17 protein-coding genes and 1 other annotated feature are annotated in these 13,512 nt (G+C 36.3%); of the genes, 2 read left to right on the forward strand and 15 right to left on the reverse strand.

Annotated features, from left to right (window positions below; translation table 11 throughout):
• Genes IGJ02_RS12300 through sfsA form a run of 3 tightly spaced genes read right to left on the reverse strand, consistent with a single transcriptional unit; the run spans nt 1 to nt 3,055 of the window.
• Complete coding sequence (locus tag IGJ02_RS12300) at nt 1–1,281, reverse strand: DEAD/DEAH box helicase (protein WP_430602172.1); 1,281 nt, start codon at nt 1,279–1,281, stop codon at nt 1–3.
• A 26-nt stretch (nt 1,282–1,307) separates the two neighbouring features.
• Nucleotides 1,308–2,309 carry a Gfo/Idh/MocA family protein gene (locus IGJ02_RS12305; protein WP_430602173.1) on the reverse strand — a complete coding sequence of 334 codons (1,002 nt, stop codon included), beginning with the start codon at nt 2,307–2,309 and terminating at the stop codon, nt 1,308–1,310.
• An 8-nt stretch (nt 2,310–2,317) separates the two neighbouring features.
• Nucleotides 2,318–3,055 carry a DNA/RNA nuclease SfsA gene (gene sfsA / locus IGJ02_RS12310; protein WP_430604114.1) on the reverse strand — a complete coding sequence of 246 codons (738 nt, stop codon included), beginning with the start codon at nt 3,053–3,055 and terminating at the stop codon, nt 2,318–2,320.
• Between the two features lie 221 nt (nt 3,056–3,276).
• Between sfsA and IGJ02_RS12315 the strand changes: the two genes are divergently transcribed.
• Entirely contained in the window at nt 3,277–3,675 is a 399-nt protein-coding gene (locus IGJ02_RS12315) for a DUF4828 domain-containing protein (RefSeq protein WP_430602175.1), read from the forward strand.
• A 54-nt stretch (nt 3,676–3,729) separates the two neighbouring features.
• On the opposite strand, the gene hisE is transcribed toward IGJ02_RS12315, so the two are convergent.
• From hisE to hisZ, 9 genes are read right to left on the reverse strand one after another with little or no spacing between them, the layout of a single operon-like run.
• On the reverse strand, nt 3,730–4,041 hold the full coding sequence (gene hisE, locus IGJ02_RS12320) for a phosphoribosyl-ATP diphosphatase (protein ID WP_010762897.1): 312 nt from the start codon (nt 4,039–4,041) through the stop codon (nt 3,730–3,732).
• Between the two features lie 18 nt (nt 4,042–4,059).
• The gene (gene hisI, locus IGJ02_RS12325; RefSeq protein ID WP_430602176.1) at nt 4,060–4,365 is read right to left on the reverse strand and encodes a phosphoribosyl-AMP cyclohydrolase; all 306 of its coding nucleotides are present in this window, start codon (nt 4,363–4,365) and stop codon (nt 4,060–4,062) included.
• Nucleotides 4,362–5,117, reverse strand: coding sequence for an imidazole glycerol phosphate synthase subunit HisF (gene hisF, locus IGJ02_RS12330; protein ID WP_010762895.1), 756 nt, complete (start codon nt 5,115–5,117; stop codon nt 4,362–4,364). Before hisF ends, hisI begins: the two co-directional genes overlap by 4 nt.
• Nucleotides 5,107–5,832: a 1-(5-phosphoribosyl)-5-[(5-phosphoribosylamino)methylideneamino]imidazole-4-carboxamide isomerase gene (hisA, locus tag IGJ02_RS12335; protein WP_430602177.1), complete on the reverse strand. Its 726-nt coding sequence runs from the start codon at nt 5,830–5,832 to the stop codon at nt 5,107–5,109. The genes hisF and hisA overlap by 11 nt, the downstream gene beginning before the upstream one ends.
• Nucleotides 5,810–6,436, reverse strand: a complete 627-nt coding sequence (gene hisH, locus IGJ02_RS12340; RefSeq protein ID WP_430602179.1) for an imidazole glycerol phosphate synthase subunit HisH — start codon at nt 6,434–6,436, stop codon at nt 5,810–5,812. Before hisH ends, hisA begins: the two co-directional genes overlap by 23 nt.
• Nucleotides 6,437–7,021, reverse strand: coding sequence for an imidazoleglycerol-phosphate dehydratase HisB (gene hisB / locus IGJ02_RS12345; protein WP_430602181.1), 585 nt, complete (start codon nt 7,019–7,021; stop codon nt 6,437–6,439).
• A gap of 36 nt (nt 7,022–7,057) precedes the next feature.
• On the reverse strand, nt 7,058–8,338 hold the full coding sequence (hisD, locus tag IGJ02_RS12350; protein WP_430602182.1) for a histidinol dehydrogenase: 1,281 nt from the start codon (nt 8,336–8,338) through the stop codon (nt 7,058–7,060).
• Nucleotides 8,335–8,976 (reverse strand): ATP phosphoribosyltransferase, encoded by a 642-nt coding sequence (gene hisG / locus IGJ02_RS12355; protein ID WP_430602183.1) that lies wholly within the window; start codon nt 8,974–8,976, stop codon nt 8,335–8,337. Before hisG ends, hisD begins: the two co-directional genes overlap by 4 nt.
• On the reverse strand, nt 8,973–10,163 hold the full coding sequence (gene hisZ, locus IGJ02_RS12360) for an ATP phosphoribosyltransferase regulatory subunit (protein WP_430602184.1): 1,191 nt from the start codon (nt 10,161–10,163) through the stop codon (nt 8,973–8,975). Before hisZ ends, hisG begins: the two co-directional genes overlap by 4 nt.
• Nucleotides 10,164–10,301: 138 nt before the next feature.
• Nucleotides 10,302–10,575: a binding site (T-box leader), on the reverse strand.
• Nucleotides 10,576–10,930: 355 nt separating this feature from the next.
• Here hisZ and IGJ02_RS12365 point away from each other — a divergent pair.
• Nucleotides 10,931–11,677, forward strand: coding sequence for a TraX family protein (locus tag IGJ02_RS12365; RefSeq protein ID WP_430602185.1), 747 nt, complete (start codon nt 10,931–10,933; stop codon nt 11,675–11,677).
• Between the two features lie 217 nt (nt 11,678–11,894).
• Here IGJ02_RS12365 and IGJ02_RS12370 read toward each other — a convergent pair whose 3' ends face one another.
• The 3 genes from IGJ02_RS12370 to IGJ02_RS12380 are packed head-to-tail and all read right to left on the reverse strand — an operon-like array spanning nt 11,895 to nt 13,487.
• Nucleotides 11,895–12,257, reverse strand: a complete 363-nt coding sequence (locus IGJ02_RS12370; RefSeq protein ID WP_010762885.1) for an MmcQ/YjbR family DNA-binding protein — start codon at nt 12,255–12,257, stop codon at nt 11,895–11,897.
• Nucleotides 12,247–12,645 carry a VOC family protein gene (locus tag IGJ02_RS12375; protein ID WP_010762884.1) on the reverse strand — a complete coding sequence of 133 codons (399 nt, stop codon included), beginning with the start codon at nt 12,643–12,645 and terminating at the stop codon, nt 12,247–12,249. Before IGJ02_RS12375 ends, IGJ02_RS12370 begins: the two co-directional genes overlap by 11 nt.
• A 41-nt stretch (nt 12,646–12,686) precedes the next feature.
• Nucleotides 12,687–13,487 (reverse strand): helix-turn-helix domain-containing protein, encoded by an 801-nt coding sequence (locus IGJ02_RS12380; protein WP_430602186.1) that lies wholly within the window; start codon nt 13,485–13,487, stop codon nt 12,687–12,689.
• Between the last annotated feature and the right edge of the window lie 25 nt (nt 13,488–13,512).

Consider the following 13,512-nt stretch of genomic DNA (forward strand, 5'->3'; position numbering starts at 1 on the left):
TTACTCAGGTTTAGACGATTTCCGTCTAGCGCCTTTATTTTTATTGTTTTTTGGACGATTTTTAGGTTTTGTTGTTTTTTTCGTTGGGATTTGTTTTGTTGGTTGTTCTTTCTTAACTGTCACTTTTGAACTTGTCGTTTTTTCTTCAGCCGAACTTTTTTCTTTTCTAGTTAGATGGATTGCACCATCGTAAAGAAAAATTTCTTTTGAAGGAAGCTCTATTTTTTTCATCAATCGTTGATAATCTCTTTTGGTTGCATCATTAACAAATGTAATGACAGAACCTGCAGCTCCCATACGTCCAACACGTCCAGCTCGATGGATATAGCTTTCTTCTGACAAAGGAACTTCAGCATTCACAACAAATGGGATTGCATCAAAATCCAATCCTCTAGCAGCAATATCTGTTGTCAGAAGCATTACGGCTCTTTTTTTAGAAAATTGATCAATGGCTAATTTACGTAATGTTTTATTTTGATCTGAAGCAAGTCCAACTACTGCCAATCCTTCATAGATTAATTTTTCTTCCACTGAACCTAGATCAGCAACTTGGTTGAAAAATACCATCGCCCGATAATTTGCTGTATAAGCTAAGCTTCTTAAATAATCGCTTTTCTTTCTAGGAGACAAGGCCATGAAATAATGATTCACAACTCCGGCTGATTGATCTTCATCCGTTACATCAATGATCAACAATTGATCCGTTAATTTCTGTGCTTCTTCTGCCACACGATCGGCTGTTGCTGAATAAAAAACTAATTGAAATTCTGTTGGCGCACTTGCCAGAATTTGTTTGGTCAAATTCAATTCCTTTTCATGGAATAGTTGGTCCACTTCATCCATCACAATAGTCTTTAGCAAATGACTTTTGATTTTCTTTGTTTTGATCAATTCCAATACACGGCCTGGAGTTCCTACTAAAATTTCTGGTTTCTTTTTTAATTTTTCGATTTGACGACCAACATTTGCACCACCGATAAGACTTTGTGTTTTTAGTTGAAGCAATGTCGCCCAATCACGTACAACTTGGCTGATTTGCACCGCTAATTCTTGTGAAGGTGCTAGGATCAATAATTGATTCCCTTGATCTTTTTCTACATTTAAAAGTAAGGGTAAAACGTAAGCTAAGGTTTTTCCTGATCCTGTTGGAGAAATTCCCAAAACATTTTCTTTGTCTTTTAAAGGCTGAAAACTTTTTTCTTGAATCAATGATGGCTCGCTAAAACCAGAAGCTTGCCAATGTTCTTGCAAAGCTTCTGGTAAATTTTTGATAAATGTCATAATAGTCCTTTCCTCATTAAAGCTGTTTATTCTTTATCCGCATCAAAAACAATGCCGGCACTTTTTCTCAAAGTTGTTACTACTTTATTCACATTACGTGATAATTCCACCCATTCTTCGTAACGTACACCCATTGTTGGATCATTAGGATTTTCAAGTACATCTGCAAAATCATTGGCTTCTTCGATCATTGGATTCTCTTCGGTTGTGACAGATATAATATCACGTTCTTGATGGTTTCGATCATAAAACTCTGCTTTAGAAATGGCATTTACACTATCTAAAATCAACGTGCCACCCTCAAAATAAATTTCAGAATCTAAGAATGAATCCGCATTTTTACCTGTTTGTAATGTTACGTCAAACAAGTCATATCTTAAAATTGCCGTACCTATTCCATCAACATCTGTCGGAATTTTTCTTGCAAAATAATGACTTTCATTCGGCATACCAAACCAACCCACAGCAGCATAAACTAAATAAACACCAAGATCGGCCATAGCACCTCCTGAAAAATGTGGAGAAAAGATATTTGGCTCTTTTCCGTCAAGTACTTGGTCATAGCGTGAAGAATATTTCATATAGGTAAAGTTTGCGCCTGTAATTTGATTTTTTAAAGGTAATAAATCGCGAATTTTCTTGAAGCTTTTCTCATGAATATTGCGAGCTGCTTCAAAAAAGAAGACTTTTTTCTGATTCGCTAATGCAATGATTTCTGCCATTTCTTCTGGCGTTGAGAATGCTGGCTTTTCAACAATAATATTTTTCCCTGCTAAAATCCCTTGTTTGGCTTGCTCAAAATGAAGTGAATTAGGGGAAGCAATATAGACTGTGTCCATATGTGCAATACCGAAAAATGTGTTTAAATCCGTTGCATATTCAACATCACCATATTCTTCACCGAATTTTTGTGCTGTTTCTAGCTTTCGTGAATAGACGGCTGTCAGATCATAGCGCTTTGTTTCCAATGCTGCTTTGACAAATTGATGACTAATCCAGTTTGTTCCAATAATACCTAAGTGAATCATATTTACCCTCACCTTTCTGAATTTGGATCTTCAAACATTTTTGTGACATCAAATGGCACCTGATGTTCTATTGCTATTGTATCAGGAGTGACGCTACAATTGTAAGCAATGACGCTTAATCCTTGTTTTTGCCCTGATAAAATCATTTGTGCTAAAGCTGGCTGCATGTCTGTGTGAATCGTTGCCAGTTCAATTTTTTCAAATTGAACGACAAACAATACATAGCTTTGATACCCTTCTTCCATCGCTTCAATCAACTCGGTCACATGCTTTAAACCTCGCAATGTTGGCGCATCAGGAAAGGCACCTAATGAGTGATTTTCTAAAGTCATTCCTTTCACTTCAACAAATGCTTGTTTGCCAGTATCTGTTTCTACCAATATATCAAATTTTGAGTGGGCAAAACGTTTTTCTCGTTTTACTGAAACAATTTTTCCATTTAAATCTGGCAAAGTAATTATACCATCTTTGATTGCTTTAGCCGCTAATGCGTTTGGAACTTGGCTATCGATATTAAACCAATCTGTGCCTTTTTTAACGGCAATCAAATCATAATCGGTTTTTCTTTTAGGAGAAGGTTGATACGTCAAAGCAACTTCAACTTCTGGATAAAATAATTCTTTACAGCGTCCAGTATTTTTCACGTGAACCGTTACCATTTCACCTGTTTTTTGTAAACGGCACTCTGCAATGAAACGATTTGGTCTATCAATAAAATGTGCTAAATGCACGTTCGGATATGTAATCATTGTAACACCCTTTCTTCAAAACAATACCATATTTTAGATGAAAAAGCATCGTCAAACTTTTCAAACAAATCCTCCACTATATAATAGAAAAGATGTGTATAAAATCCGTTCAGAATAAAAAATGATACGGACTTCATTAAGTTTTTTTATAGGAAAAGATTTTCGAATAGTTTGTTTTTTAATTTCGTGCTATGATTGTCTTGAAGGAGATTGATAGTATGAAAAAACATTGGTCATTATTTTTAGGTGCATCACTTATTACAGGTATTGCCGGCTCATTGTTTTTGAAAAAGAAACAAGAGAGACTGCAGACCGATGCAGATATCCCTAATTTATATAAAAGTTATTTAGGTAGCTGGTGGTTTGTTAATAAAGCAAAAGCGACTCAGCACACCTTGCAAATTGAAGATGATTTGCAGATCATTATTGATGGCAAAAAATTAAGTTACATGTTAGTAGAGTTGACGAATAAACGCTTAGTCGCCCAAGATGAATATGGGTATCATTTGATTGTTCAGTGTTTGAATGATAAACCTGCCTCCCTTTATGATGAAGCAGATGATGCTACTTATGTTTTGGAAGCAACGGATTCTTTAGATTGTCCAATTGAAAATTAAAAGAAGCAATCCCCGTAATTGTTTTATGTGGGACGCTTCTTTTTTTTAGTTATTTTATAATTCATCGATTTGTTTGCGTTCTTTAGTTTTACTTAATTTTCCTTCTCGTTTTTTTAATTCCGTTTTGACAGCTTCTAAACTAATGTCTTTTTCAGCTAACAAAACTAACATATGATAAATTAAATCCGATGTTTCAGAAATTAATTCTGCTTCATCATTTTTAGCTGCAATAATGACTTCTGTTGCTTCTTCCCCAACTTTTTTTAAAATTTTATCTAAGCCTTGTTCAAATAGATAATTCGTGTAAGAACCTTCTTTAGGGTCTACTTTACGAGCTTGTATTTCTTCATAGAGTGTCTCGATCATTCTTTTCCCTCCGTTATCCTAGCTAATTACATTGAAAAAACAACTATGTTTGCCAGTATGACAAGCGGATCCTGTTTGTTCAACAGTAATAAGTAAGGTATCTTTATCACAATCTGTAACGATGCTTTTTACTTTTTGGATGTTGCCACTGGTTGCTCCTTTGTTCCACAATTGTTGACGGGAACGTGAATAAAACCAAGTTGTTCCAGTATTAAGTGTCTTTTTATAGCTCTCTTCATTCATGTACGCAAGCATCAAGATTTCATTTGTTTTTGCTTCTACAATAATTGCGGGTAATAATCCTTTCGTAAAATCTGGTTTCATCGACGTACCTCCATTCCCTTGAGCGCTAATGCTTCTTTCACATCTGGGATATTTACCTCGCCATAATGAAAAATACTTGCAGCTAAAGCGGCACTTACCTTAGTTTGTTCAAATACTTCCACGATATCTGCTGCATTACCACAACCACCTGATGCAATCACTGGGACATTTACAGCAGAACTTACGGCTTGATTTAATGCAAGATCATAGCCATTTTTTGTACCATCTGCGTCCATACTTGTCAGTAAAATCTCACCAGCACCTAACGCTACAGCTTCTTTTGCCCATTCTATCGCATCTAAGTTAGTCTCTTCACGCCCACCTTTAACAAAAACAGACCAGGACTCTCCTGTTTGCTTAGCATCGATTGCCACAACAATACACTGTGAGCCAAATTTTTCAGCGCCTTCTCTGATCAACTCTGGTTGTTGGATAGCTGCCGAATTGAGTGAGATTTTATCAGCTCCCGCTTGCAGCATTTTTTTCATGTCAGAAACCGTGCGGATGCCTCCGCCAACAGTCAAAGGAATGAATACTTCTGCTGCTGTTCGTTCAACCACTTCCATCATCGTTTCGCGGTCATCACTAGTAGCCGTAATATCTAAAAAAACGAGTTCATCTGCGCCTTGTTCATTGTAGGCTCGTGCGATCGCCACTGGATCTCCGATATCTTGTAAATCAACGAAATTAACGCCCTTGACCACTCGTCCATCAGTGACATCTAAACAAGGAATAATGCGCTTAGTTAACATTGGTCTCCACCTCCAACATATCGGCTAAAGTGATAGCGTCGTTATAAAAAGCCTTTCCGACGATCGCTCCATATAACCCTAATTCGGCTAATTTCATTAAGTCCTCTTTGCTGCTGACACCGCCAGAAGCAATAATCTGCACGTCTGGCACAACTGCTGATAGCTTCATGTAATCTTCAAAAGTGGGGCCCGCCAAGGTTCCATCTTTAGTAATATCTGTGTAGATGATCGTTTTAACACCCATCTTTGCCATTTCCTTAGCCATTTGTAAATAATCTGTCTCACTAACATCCAGCCAGCCACTAATGGCGACTTTCCCATTCTTAGCATCGATACCGACGGCAATTTTATCTCCATGTTTCAAAACAGCTTCTTTAACTAATTTGGGATCTCTCAACGCAGCAGAACCGATAATGATTCGATCGATTCCAAGCGCTACATAAGTATCTACTTGTTCCAATGTGCGGATGCCTCCGCCAACTTGGATTTTTAATCCCGTTTCTTTTTTCATTTGCTCGATCAAAGCAGCATTGGAAGCTTTCCCCATCAAAGCACCATCTAAATCAACCACATGTATCATCTGGATACCCGCTACTTTAAATTCTTTTGCTTGCGCTACTGGATGATGATTGACGATCGTTTTTTGCAAAAAATCACCTTGAACTAGTCGAACAGCTTTTCCTTCTCTGATATCAATTGCGGGTAAAACGTGCATGCTCTACTACCTCCTTAAATCCTCTTAAAATTGCAAGACCGGCCTCACTACTTTTTTCTGGATGAAATTGCGTTCCGTAAATATTTCCCTTTGAAATCATTGCAGGTATTTTGATTGAATATTGAACCAATGCATCGATCACATCAGGCTCACAATCCGTATAGTAAGAATGAACAAAATAAACATACTGCCCATCTACCTCTTTTGTTAATAACGTTTTTTCCGTCACAACTAGTTTATTCCAGCCCATATGAGGAACAGGTAAATCAGGATCGTCCGGCAATTTTTCACAGATCCCCTCGATCAATCCTAAGCCTTCTGTAAAGCCATTTTCCATACTGCCTTCTAAAAGCAGTTGCATCCCCAAACAGACTCCTAAAATCGGTGTGCCTTTTTGAGCTGTTTCTTTTATCACATTAACTAATCCACGCTCTTTTAATTCTGTCATCGCTAACGAAAAAGCCCCGACACCAGGCAGAATCAAACCATCTGCTGCTTTGATTTCATGAGGATCAGCGGAAATTTTATTTGCTAAACCAACATAATCTAAGGCCTTTTGAACATTGCGGGTATTTCCAGTATCGTAATCAATGATAATAATCATTTACAAAATTCCCTTCGTTGAGTTGACGCCTTGAATGGCAGGATTCTGAGTAATTGCCTCTCTTAGCGCTCGGCCAGTCGCTTTAAATAATGCTTCTATTTTATGATGGGTATTTTTCCCATGTAAAATTTTTAAGTGAAGGTTCATTTGAGTGTTAAAAGCCAATGCTTGAAAAAATTCTTCTGTCAACTCTGTGTCAAACTCTCCAAGCTTAGGATTATCGAACGCTGCATCAAACACTAGATAAGATCGCCCACTTAAATCTAAAGAAGCCATACCTAAAGACTCATCCATCGGCACAAAACTTGTCCCGTAGCGATTGATTCCTACTTTATCTCCTAAAGCTTCTCGAATACACTGGCCTAAAACAATCCCAACATCTTCTACCGTGTGATGACTATCTACTTCTAAATCACCTTCTACTGTTACTTCTACAGAAATACGACTGTGACGGGCAAATAAAATCAACATATGATCAAAAAATCCAACACCAGTTTGAATACTGACAGGTTCTTGACGATCTAAATCAAGTGTCAACTCGATTTTTGTTTCTGCAGTTTCTCTTTTTAAATTAGCTGTTCTCATTCCTTTTCCCCCAATATAAAAATCTATTTTATACGATCAGTCAAAACGACATTCAATTGCTCTAGCATGTGCTTCCAAGCCTTCTTTTCTTGCTAAAAGAGCAATCGCATCTTTCGCTTGTGCCAAGGCTTCTTTTGTATAGTAGGTAACCTGACTATACTTTACAAAATCATACACACCCAATGGCGAATAAAATTTTGCTGTACCACTTGTTGGCAAGACATGATTTGTCCCTGAGAAATAATCGCCTACTGGTTCTGATGCATACTCTCCCAAAAAGATTGATCCAGCATTTTTTATTTCATGTAAATAACTGATTGGATCAGCTAATTGTACTTCTAAATGCTCTGGTGCAATCTCATTCATAATTGTAAACATGGCTTCGACTGTTGATGCAATAATGATCAATCCATGATTTTTGATCGCCACTTCAGCTATTTTCTTACGAGGTAATGTATCTAATTGTCTGTAAATTTCTTTTTCGACTTGCTCAGCAAGCTTAGTTGAATCTGTCACTAATATCGCTCTGGCAAGCGTATCATGTTCTGCTTGAGACAGCAAATCCGCTGCAATATATGTGGGATTTGCTGTTTGGTCTGCTAAAATGCCAATTTCAGATGGACCTGCGATCATATCAATTCCCACTACACCAAATACTTGCTTTTTAGCAGTTGCTACATAAATATTGCCAGGCCCTACAATTTTATCTACTTTGGGTACTGTTTGTGTTCCATAAGCAAGTGCGGCAATACTGTGCGCTCCGCCAATTTGAAAGATTTTATCTACTCCTGCAATCTTTGCAGCTGCCAAGATCACATCAGGTATACTATTGCTTGAAGGCGGTGTGACCATGATGATTTCTTTAACCCCTGCAATTTTTGCAGGCAGAACGTTCATCAATACAGAAGACGGATAAGAGGCCGTTCCTCCTGGTACATACACACCGATACGAGCCAACGGCAATACCAATTGTCCTCGTAAAACACCCGTTTTTTCTGTGTCCATAAAATCATATTGCTTTTGTTTTTTATGATAACTAATAATGTTTTCTTTCGCTACTTCTAAAGCTTCGATCACTTCATCTTCTACTCGCTGATACCCTAAATTAATTGCTTCCTCTGATACTAATAAGTCCTCTAACTCAACTTGATCAAACTTTTTAGAATATTCCTTTAGTGCTTGATCGCCATTTTCAATAACTTGCTTAATGATCTGGCGGACTTGTTCTTCTACATGTTGATTATCCTCTTGAGTCAGCTCTGCATCCTCATTTAAGGCCGCTAAAATTTCAGTTGTTTCCCCCACTAGCCATTTCATGTTCCATCACTCCTTCCAATTACAGCTTCTAATTTATCAAACAGCCGAAATATTACTTGACGCTTCCGTTTCAGCATGGCTTTATTTACGATTATTCGAGCTGAAACTGGACAGATATCTTCAAAAATTTCCAAGCCGTTTTCTTTTAGTGTTGTGCCTGTTTCAACAATATCCACAATTGCATCTGCCAGTCCTAAAACAGGTGCAATTTCTACTGATCCTTCGATCTTAATGATTTCAACATCCTCGCCCTTTTTACGAAAATGTTCAGATGCAACAGTTGGATACTTGGTTGCAATTCGTTTTCGTTTATAATCATTCGGTTGATAATTTTTTGTTGATGCCACGGAAAACTTGCATACGCCAATCTTTAAATCAAGCATTTCATAATAACCAACAGGATGCTCGATCAATACATCTTTTCCAACAATTCCAAGATCCGCCACACCATGACGAACATACGTTGTCACATCAGCTGCTTTCACTAAAAGAAATTTAAAGCGTTGATCTGGACTGGTGAAAATCAATTTTCGTTGCTTATCCTGCATAAATGAACTATTGATTCCTGCTTGTTCAAATAGTGCTAATGTTTCCTTCTCCAAACGTCCTTTTGTTAATGCAATCGTCAATTGTGTCACTCTTGATCACCTACCTTGATTACATGAATTTTATCTTGAGTTATTTCAATGACTTGTTGATATTGCCATTTTTCTCCATAATTTAGAGCTTCTTCTACTGTTTCAAATAATGATAATTGATAGCCAGGATTCTTTTTGACTAGTAAGTCCGCTTTTGCCAACTGTGCTAAAGAGCTGTGAACTAACGTTGTTGGTTGATCCAATGAAGCAAGATTATTAAGCTGATATTGCAAAGTGACTAAAGTATCTAAATTGATCCCAAATCCAACAGCTGGAATTGTCGAATGCCCGAATTGTTCTGCTAAATGGTCATATCGTCCGCCACGTAAAAAAATATCGGGTACTAAATCGGCATATCCACTAAATAAAACACCTGTATAGTAATCCATTAAAGCAACCAAACCTAAATCTACAGTCAATGAAATGTTTTGATGATAGGTCTTAATCGTGCGCATTAGCATTTCTAATTCATCGATGATCGGTATAATCTGTGACTCCTTAGGTAACAGTTCTTTGGCCATTGCCAACACTTCATCTGCCTCACCAAATAGTCTTGGAATTGCACAAATAAATGCATCTAATTCACTTGGAAATTTTTCTACAAAGCGGTGGAGATCAGTTAAACTCTTATTATTAAAATAGAGTTGAAGTTCTAATTTTGCATCATTCTCTATTCCTAGTGACGTCACAATAAAACGGAAAATTTGTGCGTGACCTAATTCAAAATGAAAGTTTGGTACATTCAGAGTTTCTAAAAGTTCAACCGCACAAGTGATACATTCAACTTCAGCTTTTAAAGAAGAATAACCAATCAATTCAATTCCAGCCTGAGTCAGTTCATTTTGTTCCCCCAACATATCATCATTTGAGCGAAACACTTTTCCACTATAGGATAATTTAAGTGGCGGATGAATCCCCGTCGTTGCAATCACTCGGCCGATTGGCATTGTCATATCAGGTCGCAGAACAAGTAATCGCCCTTGCTTATCAAAAAAACGATAGAATTCTTTCTCATTTTTTTCTTCACTGTAAAATACGTCCTCAAACTCGATTACCGGTGTATCGATTCGCTGATATCCTCTTTTTTTCAAGATATCATTGACTTGTCTTTCTAATTGATAAGCGCCGTTTGCTTCTCGGAATAATTTATCTTTTGTCCCTGATGGTAAACTACGATTCCACTTCATTAAATTCCCTCCTTGTTTTTTAGATAACTTATTAAATAAATTTGATCGTGTCATTCTCTGCTACAATCAGATTTTATATTTTTCTACGATACTAACTTATGAAACTAAATAAAAAAAACGCCCCCTTGGCAAATAAGCCAAGAGGACGAGAAATTTTTCACGTGGTCCCACCTCAGATTTGTTTTTACTTCACAGTAAAAACCTCTGTTAGTTCGATAAACTAAGGAGTGATAACGGACTCACCGATTTTTCCTACTCATCTAGAAAACGAATCAAACTTCGCTAAACTAAACTTCTTATTTCAGAAAAACAACTTACAGGCGTGTTCGATGATGATTCGTTATTTCCTTGCAGCAAACGGAAACTCTCTAAAACAAATCGATTCACCTACTATTCTGATCATCGTTCTTTCATTTAATTCTCATTTATTTCTAAATAATTTATCACGAAATACAAATTTAGTCAATAGCCAATTATTGAAAATTTTAATTCATCAGGCTTTTCTACATAATTTACGCGTAAATTTTAAACTTTGATTACTGTATTAGGGTAAAAAAATATATGATATCCATCTAATTTTTTCCTTATCTTTACGCAAAATCGGTTTATGATTTTAACGTAGTCAAAATGAATATCTAGATTAAATAATCATCTTACCTCTTACTCTCAATTTTGTAAGACATTTGTTCGTTGATTCCCACGCCAAAAACAGAGATTTTATTTATACTAAAAAAAGTTAAAAAATAACACTTATTTAGGAGAATGAAATGAACGGAAATCAATTAAAACTAATTATGATGGGCTTGATGCTCCTTGATCATCTTGTTCCATTTTTACCACCACAATTTGGTGCCCCCATCCATATGTTGACGCGCTGTGTTGCTGTATTTTTTGCTTTTATGGCAGTTGAAGGTTTTCACTACACAAGAAACCGAAAAAACTATCTGCTCCGTCTTTACGGCTGGGCCACAATCATGTTTATAGGAAATACAGTGATCAATACACTCGTTATCAAAGAACCAATGTATTTTTCTTACAACAATATTTTTCTAACACTAGCGGTTGGTGTGACTATTTTATCGCTGATTGATTTTGCCAAAAACGTGAAAGAACCTTTCTTTAGAATCTCAGCAACGATTCTAGCAATTCTTTTAACAGTAGCCATTTTCTTAGGTTTAATCCCTGCAGAAGGAGGATTTGTCGTTATTCCATTTATGTTACTCAGTTATTTCTTCAGAGATAATGCTAAAAAACGTGACATTTCCTATCTGATTTTTGCTATTCCTTTACTTATCATGCCTTTGCTTGGATTACCTGATTATTCTTTCGAGATGATCAAAGTACAGATTGAAGGAAATCCTGAATTTCTATTTATTACTGTGATTCCTTTTATTCATTTGTATAATGGAGAAAAAGGCAGCAATAATCCTTTCTTTAAATATTTATTCTATGTATTTTATCCTGCGCATTTATGGATTATCACATTGGTAAATTTTTATCTACATCAAGGTTAATTTAACAAAAAGAGGACAAGAAAAAAACGTTTAGCTCCAAGAATTACGAGAGATTTACGATAATGGGTACCTACTTGGTGCTCTTCAAACCTTAGTTCCTTGACATTTAGAAACACATGCGATCGAGTAGTTACTTTTTCTCGGCGTTTATTCTGATTTAGAACGTGGGATAAAACAAAACTGATTTTTTGTTTTATCCCACGTTCTAAATCTCTGATCATTCATACTTCATTTGTACTTTTTTTGGCAACTTTCTTAATACCAACTCATAAGATTTCCTCAAAAAACTAGCCAATTGTTCCTCAGTAAAAGATGAATTTTCCAGTAAAAAAGAATTCCAATGTGTTTTATTGGCATAATAGCCAGGAACTACATCTGAATATTGCTCGCGCAACAACTCATTTTCTTCTGGATCCCCTTTAACTGTCATTACCCAATCACCTGCTTTATTTGTTCCAAGCATGCAAAAACATTTCTTCTCGAGCCCAAAATAATCGCAATCCCAATCTTCTCGATAATCAACTGTTGCTCCCGGCCATGTTTTAGCCGTATCTTTTAAGTACTGGATTTTATTTTTCATCGACTTGTTCCTTTTGATCATTACAAAATAAGCTTAACAGATTTCCATCTGGATCTTTGATGATTGCGTAATATTGCCCCCAAAATGCTTGCCACGGTTCTCTAAAAATGTCATAACCAAAGCCTTTCATTTTTTCACATAATTGATCGATCTCTCTAGGAGAATCACAAAGAAAAGCCAGTTCAATTTTATCCCCTTCACTTTTTGGCGGGTAACCGTAAATTCCTTCAATCATTTTTTTAGTATTTAATGAAATTCGCATGCCTTTATTATCCACTTCTACGTAATCAGCCTTTTTTTCTCCTAAAACCTCAAAACCTAAACGTTCGTAAAATAAAATTGCTTGTTCCATCGACTCGACAATGATTCCAACCATATCCAATTTCATAATATAGCCTCCGTCCTTTTTCCTTGATTATAGTCCTCTGTTCACTTCTTGTCTTGTAAAATTCCGACATGGCGACGAATCGCTTGGGGTGTTAACCCAGTCATTTTTTTTAATTTACGAGTATAGTGAGCTTGATCAAAAAAGCCATATTTTTCAACTAAGTCCAGATGACTTATATCTGGCTGTTTGATTAGTTCCTGATAAACATGTTGAAAACGTAAAATATCAAATACTTCGTAAGGAGACAGTCCAGTTTCTTCTCTAAAAAGTCTTTGTAAACTTCTTTCAGATAACAAACTTCTCGTTGTATTTTCAGCATAGCTAAGTAAATTAGGTTGGTTTTTGATAAACATTCGAATCGGTACTGAGACTGTTTTTGCAGATAAACGATTCAAACATTCTAAAAAATACTGATCCGCACTTTTAACCAACTCGCTAAGTGAATGCTTACCAGACAATTTATCTCTCAACGCTACCATCATTTCCTTTTCGACCATTCCTAATTCAAAAAACTGATTCTTCCATCCTTTAAAAGACTGATTAAAAAAAGGATACATACCACCTAAATAATACCGAATCCCAAAATAAATAGTTACCTGATCTGAATTAGAATAAAAAAAGTGCGTACTCGGACCACATACATTAATTTGTAAAACATCTAATTCAGGATTTAGTTTCACAATCAAGTCCGAGCATAAATCCGGAATAATTCTATCTGGCATACTAGATGAAGTCACATAACTAAACCAATAAGATTGTATATATGGCTGCAGACACACGTCAGGAGCAAGTTCGTGATAGTCGTTTGTATAATCTTGCCAAACTTTTGGTTGATAATCCATCCCAAACTCCTTTCTTGCTTTGATT

The organism is Enterococcus sp. DIV0724b (assembly GCF_050531475.1).
In the GTDB taxonomy this organism is placed as follows: Bacteria; Bacillota; Bacilli; order Lactobacillales; family Enterococcaceae; genus Enterococcus_L; species Enterococcus_L haemoperoxidus.

Coding starts and splice junctions, on each gene's coding strand:
- hisH (WP_430602179.1), bottom strand. CDS start 6,436: ATGATTATTATCATTGATTACGATACTGGAAATACCCGCAATGTTCAA.
- IGJ02_RS12300 (WP_430602172.1), bottom strand. CDS start 1,281: ATGACATTTATCAAAAATTTACCAGAAGCTTTGCAAGAACATTGGCAA.
- hisB (WP_430602181.1), bottom strand. CDS start 7,021: ATGAGAACAGCTAATTTAAAAAGAGAAACTGCAGAAACAAAAATCGAG.
- IGJ02_RS12365 (WP_430602185.1), top strand. CDS start 10,931: ATGAACGGAAATCAATTAAAACTAATTATGATGGGCTTGATGCTCCTT.
- IGJ02_RS12305 (WP_430602173.1), bottom strand. CDS start 2,309: ATGATTCACTTAGGTATTATTGGAACAAACTGGATTAGTCATCAATTT.
- IGJ02_RS12375 (WP_010762884.1), bottom strand. CDS start 12,645: ATGAAATTGGATATGGTTGGAATCATTGTCGAGTCGATGGAACAAGCA.
- hisI (WP_430602176.1), bottom strand. CDS start 4,365: ATGAAACCAGATTTTACGAAAGGATTATTACCCGCAATTATTGTAGAA.
- IGJ02_RS12370 (WP_010762885.1), bottom strand. CDS start 12,257: ATGAAAAATAAAATCCAGTACTTAAAAGATACGGCTAAAACATGGCCG.
- hisA (WP_430602177.1), bottom strand. CDS start 5,832: ATGCACGTTTTACCCGCAATTGATATCAGAGAAGGAAAAGCTGTTCGA.
- IGJ02_RS12380 (WP_430602186.1), bottom strand. CDS start 13,487: ATGGATTATCAACCAAAAGTTTGGCAAGATTATACAAACGACTATCAC.
- hisZ (WP_430602184.1), bottom strand. CDS start 10,163: ATGAAGTGGAATCGTAGTTTACCATCAGGGACAAAAGATAAATTATTC.
- hisD (WP_430602182.1), bottom strand. CDS start 8,338: ATGAAATGGCTAGTGGGGGAAACAACTGAAATTTTAGCGGCCTTAAAT.
- IGJ02_RS12315 (WP_430602175.1), top strand. CDS start 3,277: ATGAAAAAACATTGGTCATTATTTTTAGGTGCATCACTTATTACAGGT.
- hisF (WP_010762895.1), bottom strand. CDS start 5,117: ATGTTAACTAAGCGCATTATTCCTTGTTTAGATGTCACTGATGGACGA.
- hisE (WP_010762897.1), bottom strand. CDS start 4,041: ATGATCGAGACACTCTATGAAGAAATACAAGCTCGTAAAGTAGACCCT.